15 protein-coding genes are annotated in these 18,787 nt (G+C 64.6%); 8 read left to right on the forward strand and 7 right to left on the reverse strand.

Annotation, left to right across the window (positions count from 1 at the left end; genetic code table 11):
- Positions 1–6 precede the first annotated feature (6 nt).
- A complete protein-coding gene (locus tag RFM68_RS01510) occupies positions 7–1,281 on the reverse strand; it encodes an NAD(P)/FAD-dependent oxidoreductase (RefSeq protein WP_320230875.1) in 1,275 nt (424 codons plus the stop codon).
- A gap of 16 nt (positions 1,282–1,297) precedes the next feature.
- On the reverse strand, positions 1,298–1,966 hold the full coding sequence (locus RFM68_RS01515; protein ID WP_320230876.1) for a haloacid dehalogenase type II: 669 nt from the start codon (positions 1,964–1,966) through the stop codon (positions 1,298–1,300).
- 316 nt (positions 1,967–2,282) lie between these two features.
- On the opposite strand from RFM68_RS01515, the gene RFM68_RS01520 reads away from it, so the two are divergent.
- The 7 genes from RFM68_RS01520 to RFM68_RS01550 all read left to right on the forward strand — a co-directional run bounded on the left by RFM68_RS01520 (position 2,283) and on the right by RFM68_RS01550 (position 10,791).
- Entirely contained in the window at positions 2,283–3,122 is an 840-nt protein-coding gene (locus tag RFM68_RS01520; RefSeq protein WP_320230877.1) for a GNAT family N-acetyltransferase, read from the forward strand.
- Positions 3,123–3,249: 127 nt separating this feature from the next.
- Positions 3,250–4,623: an aspartate aminotransferase family protein gene (locus RFM68_RS01525; RefSeq protein ID WP_320230878.1), complete on the forward strand. Its 1,374-nt coding sequence runs from the start codon at positions 3,250–3,252 to the stop codon at positions 4,621–4,623.
- A 268-nt stretch (positions 4,624–4,891) separates the two neighbouring features.
- Entirely contained in the window at positions 4,892–5,584 is a 693-nt protein-coding gene (locus RFM68_RS01530) for an HAD-IA family hydrolase (protein ID WP_430694809.1), read from the forward strand.
- A 63-nt stretch (positions 5,585–5,647) separates the two neighbouring features.
- Positions 5,648–7,258, forward strand: coding sequence for an ABC transporter substrate-binding protein (locus RFM68_RS01535; RefSeq protein ID WP_320230881.1), 1,611 nt, complete (start codon positions 5,648–5,650; stop codon positions 7,256–7,258).
- A gap of 88 nt (positions 7,259–7,346) precedes the next feature.
- Entirely contained in the window at positions 7,347–8,297 is a 951-nt protein-coding gene (locus RFM68_RS01540; RefSeq protein ID WP_320230883.1) for an ABC transporter permease, read from the forward strand.
- Positions 8,294–9,145 (forward strand): ABC transporter permease, encoded by an 852-nt coding sequence (locus RFM68_RS01545; RefSeq protein WP_320230884.1) that lies wholly within the window; start codon positions 8,294–8,296, stop codon positions 9,143–9,145. Before RFM68_RS01540 ends, RFM68_RS01545 begins: the two co-directional genes overlap by 4 nt.
- Positions 9,142–10,791 carry an ABC transporter ATP-binding protein gene (locus RFM68_RS01550; protein ID WP_320230886.1) on the forward strand — a complete coding sequence of 550 codons (1,650 nt, stop codon included), beginning with the start codon at positions 9,142–9,144 and terminating at the stop codon, positions 10,789–10,791. Before RFM68_RS01545 ends, RFM68_RS01550 begins: the two co-directional genes overlap by 4 nt.
- A gap of 119 nt (positions 10,792–10,910) precedes the next feature.
- Here RFM68_RS01550 and RFM68_RS01555 read toward each other — a convergent pair whose 3' ends face one another.
- Positions 10,911–11,387 carry an Lrp/AsnC family transcriptional regulator gene (locus tag RFM68_RS01555; RefSeq protein ID WP_320230888.1) on the reverse strand — a complete coding sequence of 159 codons (477 nt, stop codon included), beginning with the start codon at positions 11,385–11,387 and terminating at the stop codon, positions 10,911–10,913.
- Positions 11,388–11,610: 223 nt separating this feature from the next.
- Between RFM68_RS01555 and RFM68_RS01560 the strand changes: the two genes are divergently transcribed.
- Entirely contained in the window at positions 11,611–12,936 is a 1,326-nt protein-coding gene (locus RFM68_RS01560; protein WP_320230889.1) for an NAD(P)/FAD-dependent oxidoreductase, read from the forward strand.
- 80 nt (positions 12,937–13,016) lie between these two features.
- Here the strand turns inward: RFM68_RS01560 and RFM68_RS01565 are convergent, their stop codons facing one another.
- The 4 genes from RFM68_RS01565 to RFM68_RS01580 are packed head-to-tail and all read right to left on the reverse strand — an operon-like array spanning position 13,017 to position 18,748.
- Entirely contained in the window at positions 13,017–14,384 is a 1,368-nt protein-coding gene (locus tag RFM68_RS01565) for an FAD/NAD(P)-dependent oxidoreductase (protein ID WP_320230890.1), read from the reverse strand.
- A complete protein-coding gene (locus RFM68_RS01570; protein WP_320230891.1) occupies positions 14,381–14,683 on the reverse strand; it encodes a (2Fe-2S)-binding protein in 303 nt (100 codons plus the stop codon). Before RFM68_RS01570 ends, RFM68_RS01565 begins: the two co-directional genes overlap by 4 nt.
- On the reverse strand, positions 14,680–16,665 hold the full coding sequence (locus RFM68_RS01575; protein ID WP_320230892.1) for a hydantoinase B/oxoprolinase family protein: 1,986 nt from the start codon (positions 16,663–16,665) through the stop codon (positions 14,680–14,682). The genes RFM68_RS01570 and RFM68_RS01575 overlap by 4 nt, the downstream gene beginning before the upstream one ends.
- A 4-nt stretch (positions 16,666–16,669) precedes the next feature.
- Complete coding sequence (locus RFM68_RS01580) at positions 16,670–18,748, reverse strand: hydantoinase/oxoprolinase family protein (RefSeq protein WP_320230893.1); 2,079 nt, start codon at positions 18,746–18,748, stop codon at positions 16,670–16,672.
- Positions 18,749–18,787 lie beyond the last annotated feature (39 nt).

Genomic DNA, 18,787 nt, shown 5'->3' on the forward strand with positions numbered 1-18,787 from the left:
TACTGCCTACTGAATCCGGTCGAGCGCCTTGTAGTAGAGGCCGACCATCGGCAGGAACCAGGGCTTGCCAGAATAGCCGGGGATGGAAGGCCACTCGAGGCCCTTCAGCGGATTGCGGTCCTCGCGGCCGAGCATGGCCTCGGCCATGATCATGCCGAGATGGGTCGAAAGCTGCGCGCCGTGGCCGGAATAGCCCATCGCGTACCAGACCCCATCATGATACCCGGCGCGCGGGAACCGATCCTTGGTCATGTCGACCAGCCCGCCCCAGCAATAGTCGATCTCGACTTTGGCGAGCTGCGGGAAGATGGCCGCGAGGCTTGCCTGCAATATCTGTCCGCTCCTGGCGTCGGAGCGCTGATCCGATGTCGCCGAGAAGCGTGCGCGGCCGCCGAAGATCAGCCGGTTGTCCGGCGAAAGCCGGAAATAGTTGCCGATGTTCATCGAGTTCACGCATGTCCGGTTGCCCGGCATGGTCGCGGCGATCTCAGCGTCGCTTAACGGCCGCGTGGCGATGATGAAGCTGCCGACGCAGATGATCCTGCGGTGGAAATAGCCGAAATTCGGCGTCGTGTAAGCACCGGTCGCCACCAGCACATTGTCGGCGCTGATCCGGCCGCGGGATGTGGTCAACTCATGCCGCTTGCCGGCCTGCTTGTGATCGGTCACCGCCGCGTTCTCGTGGATGACTGCGCCGTGGCGGGCGGCGGCCGTGGCCAGCCCGGCCACGTAACGGCCCATATGCATCATGGCGCTCTTCTTCGACAGCATCGCGCCATGGAAGGGCGAGCCGATCTCCGATTTGAGATCGGCCGCCGACAGCAGCGCCGTATCCGGATCCACCTCGGCATGAACGGCTTCGAAGTTGCGGGCGATCGCTTCGAAATGCTGCGGCTTGGAGGCGAGCTTGAGCTTGCCGGCGCGGCGGAAACTGCAGTCGATGCCCTCCTGCGCGACCAGCGCCTCGATGGTGTCGACGGAGTCGTCCAGAGCCCGGTAGAGCGCGATCGCGCGTTCCTTGCCGAGCTCCGCCTTGGCCGAGAGGTAGCTGTGGGCGAGGCCGTTGTTCAGGTGCCCGCCATTGCGTCCGGACGCTCCCCACCCCACTCGCTCCGCTTCCAGCACGACCACTTTGGCGCCGGCCTTCGCCAGCCGGTACGCGGCGGCAAGGCCGGTGAAGCCGCCGCCGATGATGGCGGCGTCGTAGTGTCCCTCGACGGGGCCTGGCGCCCCGCCGGAAAACATTGGGGCTGTGTCATGCCAGTAGGAGACCAGTTTCATCGGCAACCCGCCTGTTTCAAAGCCCGACCACTCCCGGAAGGCCGGAAATATCGGCGATCTCGGTGTAGCCGTAGTACGGGTTGGGCGGTTCATGGCCGCGATTGACCCAGACCTTGTTCTTTATGCCGAGATCGTGCGCCGACATCAGGTCGTAGCGGAACGAGGACGAGCAGTGAAGGATGTCTTCCGGGCCGCAGCCCAGCCTATCGAACATGTACTCGAAGGCCCTGAAGCGGGGCTTGTAGGCCTGGGCCTGCTCGGCCGTGTAGACGGCATGGAATGGCGCACCGAGTTTCTCGACATTGGACATGATCTGCGCGTTCATCGCGTTGGAGAGGATGACCAGCGGAATTTCCCTGGCGACCTTCGCCAAGCCGGCCGGGACATCCGCGTGCGGCCCCCAGGTCGGAACGCGCTCATAGACCATCCTGGCGTCCTCCGGGCTGAAGGCGACGCCATTGCGCTTGCAGGCGCGCTCGAGCGCGTTGTGGACGACGTCGGCATAGGGCTTCCAGTCGCCCAGGATCTCGTCGAGCCGGTACGCCGCGAAGTTCTTGATGAACTCCTGCATGCGCGGCTCGTCGAGCCGGCTGCCGTAGAGGTCGCGCGCCGCTTCCGCCATCTGGAAATGCGTCAACGTGCCATAGCAGTCGAAGGTGATGTATTTGGGCCTGAAAGAAGCCATGCCGTCGATCTCCGGTGGAAGCACACAAGCGTTGGGACGTACTTCATCATATGCGGGCAGGCGACGAGCCACCTGCCCGAAATGGCCCTGCCGAAAGCAGAAAGTTCCGTATCCGCCATCCAGTTTGGCACGCTGTAGCATCCTGACGCCCAAAGAGTGTGCCTTTCTCGACCTGAAACGGATCCGCCACGAGCGGCACCAGCACAAGATGCGGCGCACGCCTCGCGCTACGGCGAAAGATACCGCCGAAACCGACGCCTTCAGATGATCTGCGGCGCGCCGATGGCCGAGACTTGAGGCAGACGGAAGGACCCTCATGCAGCAGGACGAGATCGAACTCCAGGCCTTCGGACCGGATCATGTCGAGGGCGCGGTGGCGCTTTCGCGTCAGGAGAACTGGCCGCATCGCCCGCAGGACTGGCAGATGGCCCTGCAGCTCTCCAGCGGCGCGGTCGCGCTCGACGACCAGGGCCGTGTCACCGGAACCATCCTGGTTACACCCTATGGCGCTGACTGCGCCATGATCAACATGGTGATCGTCGACAAGAACGTGCGAGGCAAGGGACTCGGACGCCGGCTGATGAAACAGGCCTTCGCCCTTGCCCAGGACCGTCCGCTGCGGCTCGTCGCGACGACGGATGGCATGCCGCTCTATGAGAAACTGGGCTTCGTGCCCTCCGGCACCATCCAGCAGCATCAGGGCAAGGTCGCAGCGCTTGCCGCGCCCGACGGCGTGGAAGCAGCAGGCACCGACGACCTGACGGAAATCAAGGTGACGGACCGCGGCGCCTATGGCGCCGACCGGGAAGCTCTGATCGATGCGCTTGCCGAGCGCGGTCAATTCGCCGTCATCCGCCGCAACGGCGCCATCGAGGCCTATGCGGCGATCCGCCCCTTCGGACGCGGCGAGGTGATCGGCCCAGTCATCGCGGGAAGTGTCGAGGACGCCAGGGCCCTGATCAGCTTCTTCGCTGCGTCGCGCCCCGGCGCCTTCCTGCGCGTGGATACCGACAGCAGGAGCGGCATTGCCGATTGGCTCGGAGAAATCGGCCTCGCCCATGTCGGCGGCGGCGTGACCATGGATCGTCCAGCCAGGAACAACGCGGCGCAGGCCCGGCCAAAAATATACGCACTCGCCAACCAGGCGCTCGGCTAGAGCCGGATGATTTCGGATCGAGCCGGTCCGAAATCTGAATCCGGCTCTAAATCAAAGAGATAGAGCATGATGTCGTCCGAAAACCGCTTCACACTTTTCGGCATCATGCTCTAGCCGGAGGACAACAATGCTCGCCAATTCCCTGATCGAACTCGACCGCGCCCATCTCATCCATCCGGTCTCGTCATATCGCGGCCATGAAGCGCTCTGCGTGCGCGTGCTGAAATCGGCAAAGGGGGCGACCGTGACCGATGCGTCCGGCAAGCAACTCGTTGACGGTTTCGCAGGATTGTGGTGCGTCAACGCAGGCTACGGCCACGACAGCATCGTCGAGGCGGCGGCCCGCCAGATGCGCGAGCTTCCCTACGCCACCGCCTATTTCGATCTCGGTTCGGAGCCGGCGATCCGGCTCGCCTCGGAATTGGCCGACCGCGCGCCCGGGGATCTCAATCACGTCTATTTCACGCTCGGAGGATCGGACGCGATCGACAGCACGATCCGTTTCGTCCGCTACTACTGGAACGCCAAAGGCGAGCCGCAACGCGACCAGTTCATTTCGATCGAGCAGGGCTATCATGGGTCATCGGTGGTCGGCGCAGGGCTGACCGCGCTCCCTGCCTTTCACGCCGGCTTCGGCATTCCCTTTGAATGGCAGCACAAGATCCCCTCCCCCTATCCCTACCGCAACCCCGTGGGCGAAGACGGGAACGCGATCATCGCCGCATCGCTTGGCGCGCTGAAGGCCAAGATCGAGGCGATCGGTCCGGAGCGGGTCGCCGCTTTCTACGCCGAGCCGATCCAGGGCTCGGGCGGTGTCATCGTCCCGCCGAAAGGGTGGATCAAGGCGCTCCGCGAGCTCTGCCGCGAATACGGCATCCTGTTCATCGCCGACGAGGTGATCACCGGCTTTGGCCGCACCGGGCCGCTGTTCGCCTGCACGGACGAGGACATCGTTCCCGATTTTATGACGACGGCGAAGGGCCTGACTTCGGGCTATGTTCCGATGGGCGCGGTGTTCATGGCCGATCATGTCTACGACGTGATTGCCGACAGCGCGGGCAACTCGGCGGTTGGCCACGGCTATACCTATTCCGCCCATCCCGTCAGCGCCGCCGTCGCGCTTGAGGTGCTGAAGCTCTATGAGGATGGCCTTCTGGAGAACGGCATCAAGGCCGGAGCCCGCCTTATGGCGGGATTGACCGATCTCAGCGACCATCCGCTGGTCGGCGACGTCCGCGGCCGCGGCATGCTTGCCGCGGTCGAGTTGGTGACCGACAAGCAGAAGAAGACACCGCTTCCCGCTTCGGCGATGCCGGCCCGGCGGGTCTTCGACCGGGCCTGGGACAATGGCCTGATCATCCGTGCCTTCGCGCATGGGGTTCTGGGCTATGCGCCGCCGCTCTGCTGCACCGACAGCGATATCGATGCGATCATCGAGCGCACGCGCCGAACCCTCGACCAGACGCTGGCCGATCCCGATGTCCGCCGGGCCATGGCATGACGGACAACGAATTTTTCGCGTCTCGAAATATCGCCGGAGCAGATGATTTCGCAATTTTGTGCCGCGGCTCCGCGCCTTTTCGGCGAATTCAGCGCGGGGGAAGTGCCAGACTGCAATTAAGACAAGGCCAGAACCCGAAAATTTACGGCTTTTCAGGAAGGCCGACGCCCCGGACAGCGCGGAATTTTGTTCTGTTCAGCACGACGTAATTCGGCCGCGCGCCAGAGGAGAGCTAGATTTGGCCAGGGGCTTCAGCGAATTCAAATACATGACCTTCGATGTCGTCGGCACGCTGATCGACTTTGAAGGCGGTATCACGAACTGCCTGGCCGGGATTGCCGCCGAGACCGGTGTTTCGATCGACGGCGAAGAAGCGCTGGCCCTTTATCGGCAGGCTCGCTACATGCCTGATACAGGCTTGTTCCCGGACGATCTCGAGCGCGTCTACATGGTCATCGCGCCGCGGCTCGGCCTGCCGGCCGATGAGAAATACGGCACTCGCCTGCGGGATTCGGCCAGCGTCTGGCTAGGCTTCCCCGACAGTGCGGCGGCGTTGGCCGACCTTGCGAAGTCGCACAAGCTGATTGCCATGACCAATGCCCGGCGCTGGGCGCTCGACCATTTCGAGAAGCAGCTCGGATCGCCCTTCTTCGCCACCTTCACCGCAGACGATACCGGCACGGAAAAGCCGGATCCGGCCTTCTTCCAGGCAGTTTTCGATTTCGTGGCCTCCCACGGCGACAGCAAGGACGACATCCTGCACGTCGCGCAAAGCCAGCACCACGACATCGGCATCTCCCGGGCGCTCGGCCTGACCAATTGCTGGATCGAGCGCCGGCATGCCCAGAAGGGCTATGGCGGCACGATCGAACCCGAGCGCTTCACCGTGCCGGACTATCACTTCACCTCAATGGCCGCCTTGGCGGCGGCCGCGCGGGAAAGCTTGAAGGAACGAACCTGAGCCCAGCCCGGAAAGCCGCATCAAGACGAGCATCCTGACAAACAAACAGAAAGGGGAATGAACATGACCGACAAGATCACCAACTGGACCAGCGCAGACGATGCCATGGTCGAAAATGCCATCCGGCGGGGCGCGAGCCGCCGCGAACTCCTCAAGATGCTGCTGGCCGGCGGCGCCGCATTTGCCGCGGGCAGCGTGGTGCTTGGACGCGCCACGAATGCCGTCGCCGCCACTCCGGTTTCGGGCGGAACTTTCAAGGCAGCCGGCTGGTCGACCTCGACCGCCGACACGCTCGATCCGGCAAAGGCGTCGCTCTCGACCGACTATGTCCGCTGCTGCTCGCTCTACAACCGCCTGACCTTCCTCGACAAGGATGGCAAGACGCAGATGGAGCTGGCCGAAAGCTTCGACAGCAAGGACGCCAAGACCTGGACCGTGAAGCTGCGCAAGGGTGTCACCTTCCACGACGGCAAGGACCTCACCGCCGACGACGTTGTCTTCTCGATGAAGCGTCATCTCGACAAAGCGGTCGGCTCCAAGGTCGCCAAGATCGCCGCGCAGATGACCGGCTTCAAGGCGGTCGACAAGTCGACCGTCGAAATCACGCTCGCCGATCCGAACGCCGACCTCCCGACCATCCTGGCGCTGCATCACTTCATGATCGTCGCTGACGGCACCACGGACTTCTCGAAAGGGAATGGCACCGGCGCCTTCGTGCTGCAGACGTTCGAACCGGGCGTTCGTTCGGTGGTCACCAAGAACAAGAACTACTGGAAGTCGGGCAAGCCCTATCTCGACTCCTTCGAATTCATCGCCATCAGCGACGACAGCGCGCGCGTCAACGCCCTGCTTTCCGGCGACATCAATTTTGCCGCCTCTATCAATCCGCGCGCAATGAAGCTGCTGGAGAGTCAGCAGGGCTTCGAGCTGTCGAAGACCACCTCGGGCAACTACACCGACCTGAACATCCGGCTCGACATGGATCCGGGCAGCAAGGCCGACTTCGTGGCCGGCATGAAGTATCTCGTCAACCGTGAGCAGATCGTCAAATCGGCATTGCGCGGCCTTGGCGAAATCGGCAACGACCAGCCCGTCTCGCCGGCGAATATCTTCCACGATGCCGACCTCAAGCCGAAGGCCTTCGATCCGGACAAGGCCAAGTTCCACTTCCAGAAGTCGGGCCTGCTCGGCCAGTCCATCCCCGTGGTCGCCTCCGACGCCGCGACCTCGTCGATCGACATGGCGGTGATCATCCAGGCCGCCGGCGCCGATATCGGCATGAAGCTCGATGTCCAACGCGTTCCGTCCGACGGCTACTGGGACAACTACTGGCTCAAGGCGCCGGTCCATTTCGGCAACATCAATCCGCGCCCGACGCCGGACATCCTGTTCTCGCTCCTCTACGCCTCCAACGCGCCCTGGAACGAAAGCCAGTACAAGTCCGAGAAGTTCGACAAGCTGCTCGTCGAGGCGCGCGGCTCGCTCGACCAAGCTAAGCGTAAGGAAATCTACGGCCAAATGCAGTCCATGGTGTCCGAGGAGGCCGGCACCATCATCCCCGCCTACATTTCCAACGTCGATGCTCTCTCCAGCAAGGTGAAGGGTTTGGAGGCGAACCCGCTTGGTGGCATGATGGGCTACGCAATGGCGGAATACCTCTGGCTCGAAGCCTGAGAGACGCTTGCCGGAGGCCGGTTGGCCGGCCTTCGGCACTGCCATGCGCGAGATCAACCGGCCGCACGCGGCAGCAGGGAGCGCTTCCATGAAGTCTGGGGTTCTCAACCTCGTGGCGAAGCGGCTGGCGGTCGCGGTCGTCACCCTTCTGATCGTCCTGTTCGCCGTGTTTTTCGCCACCAGCATGCTGCCGGGCGACACCGCGTCGATCCTGCTGGGCCAGGCGGCGACGCCCGAGGCGGTCGCCGGCTTGCGCGAGGCCATGCATCTCAACGATCCGGCGATCCTGCGCTTCCTGCGCTGGCTTGTCGGCCTGCTCCACGGCGACCTCGGCACTTCCTATGCTAATGACATGCCCGTCGCGGCGCTGATCGGCGGGCGCTTCGTCAACACCATGGAGCTCGCCGGCATCACAACGCTTCTCTCGGTGCCGCTGGCGCTGACGCTTGGCATCACCGCTGCGATGCTGCGGGGCTCGCTCTACGACCGCACCGTCACCATCCTTTCGATCGGCGTCATCTCCGTACCGGAGTTCATGGTCGCGACCCTCGCGGTCCTGCTCTTTGCCGTTTATCTCAAATGGCTGCCGGCGCTGTCCTCGGTCAACGAGGCGCATTCGCTGACCGATCTCGTGCGCATCTACGCAATGCCCGTGATCACGCTCACCTTCGTCATCTCCGCCCAGATGATCCGCATGACCCGCGCCGCGGTGATCGAAACGCTCTCCACGCCTTATGTCGAGATGGCGCTTCTCAAGGGCGCCTCGCGCAGCCGCATGGTGCTCAGGCACGCGCTTCCCAACGCACTCGGGCCGATTGTCAACGCAGTCGCCCTCTCGCTGTCCTATCTGGTCGGCGGCGTCATCATCGTGGAGACGATCTTCAACTATCCCGGCATCGCCAAGCTGATGGTCGATGCGGTCGCAACCCGCGACCTGCCGCTGATCCAGAGCTGCGCGATGATCTTCTGTCTTGGCTATCTCTTCCTCATCACGGCCGCCGACATCGTCGCCATCATGTCCAACCCGAGGCTCAGATGACGATGGCGCGCGCGGCAGCCTCCCGACGGTCCTTCCTGGGCCACAGCTACAACCTCGTGGGCGTTGTGGCCGCGCTGGTCATCCTGGCGTGGACGCTCATCGCGATCTTCGCGCCCTACATCATCCCCCATCCGATCGGCGACATCGTCGACGACGACTATTTCGGCCCGATGCGCCAAGGGCTGTGGCTCGGCTCGGACTATCTGGGACGCGACATGCTCTCGCGGGTCCTGATGGGCGCGCGCTACACCGTCGGCATATCGCTCGCAGCCGTCTCCATCGCTTGTTTCTCGGGCGTCGTGCTGGGGATGATAGCGGCCGTCACCGGCGGCTGGCTCGACACCTGCCTCAGCCGCTTCCTGGATGCCATGAACTCCATCCCCAGCAAGCTGTTCGGCCTTGTGGTGGTGGCTGCGGTCGGCTCGTCCATCCCGGCGCTGATCCTGACGCTCGCCGTCATCTATATCCCCGGCGCCTACCGCTTCGCGCGGGCGCTCGCCGTCAACATCAACACCATGGACTTCATGACCGTCGCCCGCGTCCGCGGCGAAAGCACCGTCTATCTCATCGGCTCCGAGATCCTGCCCAACATCATCCGCCCGGTGCTCGCCGATTTCGGCCTGCGCTTCGTTTTCATCGTTCTGCTGCTGTCGGGCCTGTCCTTCCTCGGGCTCGGCCTGCAGCCGCCTTTAGCCGACTGGGGCGCGCTGGTGCGCGAGAACATCGGCGGCCTGCCGTTCGCGGCTCCCGCGGTCGTCATTCCCTCGCTGGCGATCGCCAGCCTCACCATCAGCGTCAACCTGCTGATCGACAATCTGCCGCAGAAGATCAGGGACCGCGACGTATGACCAATCTCGTCGAGGTCAGGAACCTGAGGATCGAGGCGACGACCGATGCCGGCCGTCTCGTTGAGATCATCAAGAACGTCAGCCTCGACGTCGCCCAAGGCGAGATCGTCGCGCTGATCGGCGAGAGCGGCTCCGGCAAGACGACGGTGGCGCTCTCCCTGATGGGTTATGCGCGGCCTGGCTGCCGCATCACCGGCGGCGAGATCAACGTAGGCGGGAAGGACATGGCTGCGCTTTCCGAAAAGGAACGCGCCAAGTCACGCGGCACCGACATCGCCTATGTTCCGCAAAGTGCCGCCGCCGCCTTCAACCCCTCATCCACGATCATGGAGCAGGTGATCGAGGTCACGCGCATCCACGGTCTGATGCCGCCCGAGCGGGCGCGCAAGCGCGCGGTCGAGCTGTTCAGGGCCCTGTCGCTGCCGGACCCGGAAGGGATCGGCGCCCGTTATCCGCACCAGGTTTCCGGCGGACAATTGCAGCGGCTGGCGGCGGCCACGGCGCTCATCGGCGATCCCAAGCTCGTCATCTTCGACGAGCCGACGACGGCCCTCGACGTGACGACGCAGATCGACGTGCTGAAGGCATTCAAGTCGGTCATGCGCGCTGGCGGGATAGCGGGTGTCTACGTTTCCCACGACCTCGCGGTTGTCGCCCAGATCGCCGACCGAATTGTCGTGCTGAAGGGCGGCGAAGTGCAGGAGACCGGCACCACGGCGGCAATCCTTTCGGCTGCCCAGCACCCCTATACCCGGGAACTGCTGGCCGCGTTCGAACCGAGGCCGCGGCAAGCGCAGGCGCACGACGGAAAAAGGCAGCTGCTACGCATCGACAACCTGACGGCTGGCTACGGACCTGTGAAACCTGACGGGCAGCCGGTGGTCCGCGCGGTCGATTCCGTCAGCCTTCTCGTCGAGAAGGGGCGCAATCTCGGCGTCATCGGCGAATCCGGTTGCGGAAAATCGACGCTGGCGCGAGCCATCGCCGGCATCCATCCAGCGGCGGCCGGCGACATCGTCTTCGACGGCAAGCAACTGCAGCGCGCCGCCAGGAACCGAAGCCGCGACCAGCTGCGCGAGATGCAGATCGTGTTCCAATATGCCGATACCGCGCTCAATCCTGCCAAGCCGGTGGAAGACATCGTCTCCCGGCCACTGGCCTTTTATCACGGGCTCGACAGGCAGGCGCGCTCGAAGCGTGTCGACGAACTGCTCGACATGGTGCGCCTGCCGAGGGCGCTGCGTTATCGTCGACCGTCGGAGCTCTCTGGCGGCCAGAAGCAGCGCGTGAACTTCGCGCGCGCACTCGCCGCCGACCCCAAGCTCATCATCTGCGACGAAATCACCTCGGCGCTCGACACGGTTGTGGCGTCCGCCGTGATCGATCTGCTCAAGGAGCTGCAGCGCGAGTTGGGGCTGTCCTACATCTTCATCAGCCACGACCTCTCTGTCGTCGAGGCCATCTGCGACGAGATCATGGTCATGTACAATGGCGAGCGGGTGGAGCAGATGACACCCGACAAGGTGAAGGCACCCACCCACCCCTATTCCAAACTGCTGTTTTCCTCCGTGCCGAAGCTCGACCCGACCTGGCTCGACGGCCTTGTCCGTGACCCCGAGCTGGTCAGCCAGTACGGCCACCGCTAATGCATGTCGCCCAAAAGTGCGCAGCGGTTTTGGGATAACGACATGCATCAAAACAAAGACTTAAAGCGCGTCGCCTGAATCCGTTTCATCGCGATGCGCTTAAGACAGGGAACTGAACCCTACATCGGAAACAGGCTGGGCAGCGGCATGTGCGCCTTGACGATAGGGGACTTCAGCACCACGAAGCTGAAATACTTGTCGATGCCGATGTCCATGTCGGTCAGCCGTTCCATGATCGTCTGGTATTCGCCGATGCCGGCGGTGACGAATTTCATCAGATAGTCGTAGCCACCCGACACGAGGTGGCATTCGATGACCTGGTCGATCTTCTCGACGACAGCGAGAAAGCGGGCGAAGTCCACCTGGCGGTGGTTCTTCAAGGTGATTTCGGTGAACACGGTCAGCGTCTGGCCGAGCTTGCCGAGATTGATCTGCGCCGAATAGCCTTCGATGTAGCCCTCTGCCTGGAGCTTCTTGACCCGCATCAGGCACGGACTCGGCGACAGATGCACCAGCTCGGCCAGTTCCACATTGGTGACGCGGCCGTTCTTCTGCAATTCATGCAGAATCTTGATGTCGATCCGATCCAGTTTCATGGCCGTCTCCACAGAACGCACGCCACAGCACAAAATGCTGCCGAGCCAATATCCGTCGACACTACCACAGCCCGCTGGCCTGTCCATCCGAGCGAAAGCCGCCTTGAAACGCAGCGCCTCCCGATTTCGACCGAGCTGTCGGAATAAAATTCTGCATCGGCCTCAACTGCAGCAGCGGCTGCCTCTGTAACGCGATAGATTGGCGCTTCAAGGTAGAGAGACCATGCGCGCGCCGCTGCAGCAAATCGAGACGACAGGCGAACTGCCGCAATCCGCTGATGTGGTGGTGATCGGCGGCGGCATCGTCGGTATCTTTACGGCCTACTATCTGACACGGCGCGGCCTGAAGGTCGCGCTTGTCGAAAAGGGACGTATCGGCGCCGAGCAGTCGAGCAGGAACTGGGGATGGTGCCGCCAGCAGAACCGCGACGCCCGCGAGTTGCCGATGGCGACGCGAAGCCTCGATCTGTGGGAACGGTTTGCAACGGAAACCGGCGAGGACACCGGCTTTCGCCGCTGCGGCCTGCTCTATCTGAGCAATGACGAGGCGGAACTTGCCGGCTGGGCGCGTTGGCGCGACTTCGCCAGAACCGCCGGCGTCACCACGCGCATGCTCGACAGCGCCGAGGCCAGCGAGCGGGGTCGCGCCACCGGCCGAACCTGGAAGGGCGGCGTCTTCTCGCCGACCGACGGCACCGCCGATCCGTCTCGGGCCGCCCCCGCGGTCGCCCGCGCTATCCTCGAGCTTGGCGGCACCGTACACCAGAATTGCGCCGCGCGCGGTATCGAGACTGAGAGCGGTCGTCTGAGCGGCGTGGTGACGGAAAGCGGAACGATCCGGACCAAGGCAGCGGTCCTGGCCGGCGGCGCCTGGGCCTCCTCCTTTTGCCACCAGTTCGGTTTCCGCTTCCCGCAGGCATCGGTACGCTCGTCCATCCTGTCCGTCTCGCCCGGTGCGGGGGGCCTGCCGGACGCGCTGCACACCGCGAAGGTTTCGGCCACGCGCCGCGGCGATGGCGGCTATACGCTCGCCATAAGCGGACGCGGACGCGTGGACGTGACGCCGCAGCAACTGCGTTTCTCGTCGCAGTTCCTTCCCATGTTCCTGAAGCGCTGGCGAAGCCTCGGACCTGGCGGGCTGCAAGGCATGCGTTCGGGCCACGAAACGCTGCGACGCTGGCAGCTCGACCGACAGACGCCGATGGAGCGGATGCGCATCCTCGATCCGATCCCAGATCAAGCGACCATCCGCCTGACTCAAGCCCGCGCGCTCGAGCTGCTGCCGGCGCTGCGCCAGACCAGGATAAGCGCGGCCTGGGCCGGCTACATAGACAGCACGCCGGACGGTGTGCCCGCCATCGGCGAGATCCATAGCGTTCCGGGTTTCTTCCTGGCGGCCGGATTTTCGGGGCACGGCTTCGGCATCGGACCAGGCGCCGGGCACCTCGTTGCCGATCTGGTGACCGGGGCAGAACCGATCGTCGATGCGACATCCTACGATCCGCGCCGCTTCGACGCTTCGGTATGGGGCAAGGTCGCCGACTTCTAGATTCTTTGTTTTCACGCAATTCCGGACGGAAAGTCGCCATGCAGTTTTCCTGGTATTGCTCCAGAGCCGGCGAAGCCGCATCAGTCTTCCCGGAGAAAGGCGCCGATGGGTGCTGGCCGCACAGGGGCTTGCGCGCGAAACCTGCCGACGGCCTCGGGCCCGCAGCCGGCTTGCGCTGCGACGAGTTCGACGGCAGCCAACTGGCAATAACGCCCCTGGCAGCGCCCCATCCCGGCGCGTGAAAGCGACTTCACCCTGTTGGCCTCGCCGCCGCCGAAATCCGCGCCCTCGCGCACGGCTGCGGCAGTGACGTTCTCGCAGCGGCAGACGACCGCCTCATCGGGCAGCGCCCGCACCATAGCCGCCGGCCAGGGAAAGGCGCGAGCCAGACCGCGGGCAAAGCGCTCGAGCCGCGCTAGCTTACGCAGATCGGCAAAGACCGAGGGCGCCTGACATCCGATATCGGCAAGGCACGCCGCCGCTGCAAGGCGTCCCGCGATCTCGGCGCCGTCTGCTCCCAGAAGGCGAACTCCATCGCCCGCAAGATACACTCCGTTGCCGGCGCGACCCATCTCGTCGGTCATTGGCAGCCATTGCCGCCACTGCTCGTCATAAATGAAGGCGCATCCTGCCAGGTCGGCGAGATGCGTCTCGGCCCGCAGGTGCCAGCCCATGCCGATCATGTCGCATGCGGTGTGGCGCTGCCGGCCGCCGGCATCGCGCCAGCGCAAGGCCGCGACGCCCTGCCCATCGGCCTCGATTCGCTCCGGCGTCACGCCCGCATGATAGCGACGGCCGAGTCTTGCCCGCAGGGCCAGGCCGCGCAGTGCGACCACCGGTCGGGCGGCAAGTCCCGAGAACTCCCGCAATTGCTGGCGCCAGGAGGAGGTATCCAACACGGCCGCCACATCCGCACCAGCCTTGAGAAGCTGCGCGCCGACCAGCGTCAGCAAAGGCCCCGATCCGATGAGCACGATCCGCCGCCCAAGGGCCACACCTTGCGCCTTGAGCGCTATCTGCGCCGCGCCAAGGCTGTAGACGCCGGCGTTCTGCCAGCCAGGGACCGGAGCGACGCGATCGGATGCGCCGGCGGCAAGGATCAGGCGGTCATAGCCGATCACCTCCACGCCGCTCTCTCCCAGCACGTGCAGCCGCCCCTCATGCACGGCAATGACCGATCTGCCCGCGCAATGGGCGAGCCGCCCATCTGCGGCCAGCCGGTCGAAGAGCACATGCAGCGCGCGCGCCTTCCCCGCCTCCGATCCGTAGAGCTGCTGCGGGGTGCGGACGAACCCGTCAGGCGGGCGGCGATAGATCTGTCCGCCCGCGCGATGCCCTTCGTCGATCACCACCGGGTGCAGCCCGGCCTCGACCAGCATCGCCGCCGCCCTTATGCCGGCGGGACCGGTACCCACGATCACGACGCGCGGCGGTAAGGTCTCGGTCACGGCCAGCTCTCCGATGGCGTCGTGCGCAGTTGCATACCCTCAACGATAAGGGTTGTGCACGCGCGCAGACACGGTCCTTCCTCCTGCCATATCCAGCAATCCTGGCAGGCTCCCATCAAACAGAAGCCCGCGCGCGGCTCGGGTCCGAACTCGGATGTTCGCAAGGCATGTCCCGAAGCCAGCATGGCGGTCAATACGGTGTCGCCCGCCAGCGCGTGACGCATCTCGCCGTCGAGAAAGAACCGCACATGTGCCCGGTCACGCTCGGCCAGCCGGATGATACGGCCGGCCGTGCTCATTCCGCTGCCGTTTGTATCGGGCGGGGACGAGGCAGTTCGGGGAAGCGTTCGCAGACAGCATCGAAGGCTGCCTGTACGCCTTCCGGCCCGGAGCGCCCTTTCATGCGGCGGAAGATCTCGGTCTTGGCGAAGAAGCGCCAATGGATCGGCAAGGCATCCAGCACCACATGAAGCTGGTCATAGGCCGCCGGTGTCCACTGCGCTTCGTAGCCGTCGCGCTCCGGACCGAAATGGAAATGGGTGGCGGATGGCTGATACCGCGCGCGCAGCCGCTCCGTTGCCTGCTCGTCGACTTCGCCACCGCGGAGGACGACGCCATAGTCGCGCTCGGCCGCTGCCGCCGAGACATAACCGCGCCGCACATCCTGCGCGACCCGCCAGGGCTCACGCTGATGCGGGTCCCCGCGCCCGCCGCCTCCGGCGGAGCGGATCTCGAGCATGTCGCCGGGCTGCAGCACCGCCGTGTCGATGTTGCCCAGCCGCCGCTCGTGCTCTGTCCCCGGATTGACGACCATGTCCGACAGGCCGGCCGCCTTGCCGCCCAGCACGCCCCAAGGACGGAAGAAGCTGCGGTCGCGGTTGCGCGCGGTGATCCTTGAGTCCGGGGCGAAGACACGGAAAGCCATCTCGGTCGCCAGCCCGCCGCGCCAACGGCCCGCGCCGCCACTATCCTTGGCGAGCCCGTATCTCACGAATTCGACCGGCGTCTCGGTCTCGGTGATCTCGATCGGCGTGTTCTTGAGATAGGCGGCATCCGCGCCCGATCCATTCGTGCCATCGCGATGCGGCATCGCGCCGCCGCCGCCCACCACGGGGTTCACCGCCGCAATCACGCTCCGGCTGGTGCGTTCGTCCGTGGTCATGACGTTGACGATGCAGTTGTTGCCGGCCGGAGCCGCAGGCAGGCGCTCAGGCACCGCTTGCGAGAAAGCGCCGAAGATGACCGAGCGCAGCCGGGCGCAGGTGAGCGAACGCATGCCGACGGCAGCGGGATGGACCGGATTCAGCACCGAGCCCTGAGGCGTGATGCAGGTGAACGGCCGGGTGAGGCCCGTGTTGAGCAGGATCTTCGGGTTGAGCGTGTAGAGCATGTAGTAGACGCCGACCAAAAGCATGGTGTGGCGCGGGTCGCCGCCCGAGGGCACGTTGAGCGAGGAGCCGAGCTGCGGATCGGAGCCGGTGAAGTCGAGCACCGCCTCGTCGCCCTTGATGGTCAGCCTCAGCTTCAGCCGGCAGGGATTCGCCTCGACCGAATCCTCGTCGGCATAATCGGCGAATTCCCACGTGCCGTCAGGCATGGAGCGCAGCACGTCGCGCGCCTGCGCCTCCGCATGATCGAGAAGAGCGGCAACGCCCTCGACGAAGCCGGCCTTACCAAACTTCCGCACCATCGCCTGGATCTTTCGCTCGCCGGTGTTAAGCGCGCCGACCAGCGCCTTGATGTCGCCGATGTTGAGATCCGGCTTGCGCACATTGGTGCTCATGATCCGCAGGATCATCTCGTCGAAGACGCCCTCGTTCACGAGCTTCATGGGAGGAAAGCGGATGCCTTCCTGATGGATTTCAGTCAGCGCTCGGCTGAGCGAGGCCGGCACCGCCCCGCCCATGTCGGTGTTGTGGATGTGCCCTCCGGTCCAGGCGACGATCTCGCCATCGACGAAGACCGGCTTCCACAGGTGCGTGTCCGGTGCATGCGTGGCGACATAGCCTGAATAGGGATCGTTGGTGAAGGCAACGTCCCCCGGCCGGTAGTCCTCGACCATCGCAATCGCGCGGCGATACGAAAGCCCGGGATACCAGGTGGCGCCGAGTTCCATTGGGACGGCGAAGGTTGCGCCCGAACGGTCCATCAGCATCACCGTGAAATCCTGCGTCTCCTTGACGAAGGCGGAATGCGCGGTGCGGTGCAGCGTGTGGGCCATGTTCTCGGCGGCTGCGCGGGCATGGTTCGCCAGAACCTGAAGGTTTGTCCGGTCAAACAAGGTGTCACTCCACGAAAGTCAGAAGAAGGTTGAGGTGGCGATCAACCCGTGCCTGCACTCCCGCGGGGATGGCAAAGGTGGTGTCTTCCTGAACGACCACGGCAGGCCCTTGGAAGGTACTGCCAGGCACAAGAGCCTGCCTGTCGTGGAGGTCGACGGTCTCGACGCCCAGGCCCGTATAGACAAGCAGCCGGCGCGCCGGACTGGCGGGGACGCCGATCTCCGCGGTCTCCGGAAAGGAGAGCGCCGGACCCGCCCCTACGGCGGACAGCCTGACGTTCACAAGCTCGATCTCGCCGTCCGGGTCGTGGAAGTCGTAGAGCTGCTCATGAGTTCGGTGGAAGGCTTGCTCGATTGCGGCCGCGTCGCCGCGCGCCAGCCATTCCGGCGAAAGGACGACCTCGATCTCATAGCTCTGCCCGATATAGCGCATGTCGCAGGAGAGATTGAGTTGCGCGGCCGCGTCATGCCCCTGCGCCGCGAGCCAGTCGCGGCCCTCTTGCGCCAAGGCCTCGAAGGCCTCGCGGATTGCGGGAAGCGACGTGCCCGACAGCGGGCTGAAGACGGTGCGAATGAAATCTCCGCGCAGATCCGCCACCAGTCCGCCCAGTGCCGACACCACGCCGGGGCGTCGTGGCGCCATAACGCGCTTCATGCCGAGCTCACGGGCAAGGAAAGCGCCGAGCATGGGGCCGCCGCCGCCGAACGGCATCAGCGTGAACTCGCGAAGATCCACTCCGGCGCGAGAGGCGAGTTTTTCGACCTCGACGAACATCTCCGACACCGCGATATCGAGGATCGCCTGAGCGGTCTGCTCGACCGGGCGGCCGAGTCGCATCGCAAGTTCGCCGACCGCGCGCTGCGCCAGCCCGTTATCGATCCTAAGCTGGCCATAGGCCATCTCGCTGTGACCAAGCCATCCGCACACCACCATGGCGTCCGTCACGGTCGCGCGCTCACCGCCACGGCCGTAGCATGCCGGTCCCGGCGTCGAACCTGCCGATTCCGGCCCGACGCGCAGCACCCCTTGCGCATCGACGCTGGCGATCGAGCCGCCGCCGACACCGATCGAACTCACCGACACGGAAGGGATATGCAGCGGGAATTCGCCGATCAGCTCGCCCGTCCCGAACTGCGCCTCGCCGTCGATGATGAGCGCGAAGTCGGCCGAGGTCCCGCCGATGTCGAGGGTAAGGATCCTGTCCTCGCCGGCCTGACGCGACAGCCACGCGGCGCCGATGACGCCGGAGGCGGTCCCAGACAACAGCATGTTGACGCAGGCGTGCTTGCCTTCGGCAGCGTTCATCAGCCCGCCGTTCGACTTCGTCAGCATCGGACGAGCCGGCACGCCGCGGCTCTTCAGCCGCTCCTCCAGCGCCGTCAGATAGCCCGAGACACGCGGATGGACATAGCCGTTCAGAATGGCGGTCGAGCTGCGCTCATATTCGCGAATGACCGGCCACACCTCGGCCGAGGCGAAGACGAAGAGGTCGGGTGCAAGACGTGCAATAGCACACTTCACCGAGGCCTCCTGCGCGGCGTTGCGCCAGGAATGAAGGAAGGCCACGATGATACCTTGCGCCCCGTTCGCCTTCGCCGCCGCGACCGCCCTTTCAACGGCCGCCATATCAGCTGCCTTGGTCTCGCTGCCATCGGCACGCATGCGGGCCGGAATGCCGAACACCATGTCGCGCGAGATCAGCGGGTCCGGCCGCGAGCAGAACAGCGAATACATGTCCGGCATTCGAAGCCGAGCGAGCTCGATCACGTCCTCGAAGCCGGCATTGGTGAACAGCGCGAGCGGCGCACCCTTGCGCTGGATGATCGTGTTGATGCCGACCGTCGTGCCGTGCACGAAGCGCGTCATGTGCGTAGGATCGAGGCCTTCGCGCTCGGCTAGAAGGGTGAGGCCGGTCATCAGCTCGGCACCCGGATCTTCCGGTGTCGTCAGCACCTTCAGCGAGGCGAGGCGTCCCGAGTTTGCTTCGAGCGCGCAGAAATCGATGAATGTCCCGCCGATATCAACACCGACCTTCCAGTCGGCTCTGTTTCGCGCCTCATCCGCCGCGATGGCACTATCCATGATGCGTCCCTTCCTGTCTGCCAACCAAAGCTGGCACGA

The organism is Mesorhizobium montanum (assembly GCF_033977145.1).
In the GTDB taxonomy this organism is placed as follows: Bacteria; Pseudomonadota; Alphaproteobacteria; order Rhizobiales; family Rhizobiaceae; genus Mesorhizobium; species Mesorhizobium montanum.

Bases quoted from the DNA above. Each gene is read 5' to 3' on its own strand.
- RFM68_RS01530 (WP_430694809.1), top strand. From the start codon at position 4,892: ATGACCTTCGATGTCGTCGGCACGCTGATCGACTTTGAAGGCGGTATC.
- RFM68_RS01570 (WP_320230891.1), bottom strand. From the start codon at position 14,683: ATGAGCACGGCCGGCCGTATCATCCGGCTGGCCGAGCGTGACCGGGCA.
- RFM68_RS01515 (WP_320230876.1), bottom strand. From the start codon at position 1,966: ATGGCTTCTTTCAGGCCCAAATACATCACCTTCGACTGCTATGGCACG.
- RFM68_RS01540 (WP_320230883.1), top strand. From the start codon at position 7,347: ATGAAGTCTGGGGTTCTCAACCTCGTGGCGAAGCGGCTGGCGGTCGCG.
- RFM68_RS01520 (WP_320230877.1), top strand. From the start codon at position 2,283: ATGCAGCAGGACGAGATCGAACTCCAGGCCTTCGGACCGGATCATGTC.
- RFM68_RS01545 (WP_320230884.1), top strand. From the start codon at position 8,294: ATGACGATGGCGCGCGCGGCAGCCTCCCGACGGTCCTTCCTGGGCCAC.
- RFM68_RS01560 (WP_320230889.1), top strand. From the start codon at position 11,611: ATGCGCGCGCCGCTGCAGCAAATCGAGACGACAGGCGAACTGCCGCAA.
- RFM68_RS01580 (WP_320230893.1), bottom strand. From the start codon at position 18,748: ATGGATAGTGCCATCGCGGCGGATGAGGCGCGAAACAGAGCCGACTGG.
- RFM68_RS01550 (WP_320230886.1), top strand. From the start codon at position 9,142: ATGACCAATCTCGTCGAGGTCAGGAACCTGAGGATCGAGGCGACGACC.
- RFM68_RS01525 (WP_320230878.1), top strand. From the start codon at position 3,250: ATGCTCGCCAATTCCCTGATCGAACTCGACCGCGCCCATCTCATCCAT.
- RFM68_RS01535 (WP_320230881.1), top strand. From the start codon at position 5,648: ATGACCGACAAGATCACCAACTGGACCAGCGCAGACGATGCCATGGTC.
- RFM68_RS01555 (WP_320230888.1), bottom strand. From the start codon at position 11,387: ATGAAACTGGATCGGATCGACATCAAGATTCTGCATGAATTGCAGAAG.
- RFM68_RS01510 (WP_320230875.1), bottom strand. From the start codon at position 1,281: ATGAAACTGGTCTCCTACTGGCATGACACAGCCCCAATGTTTTCCGGC.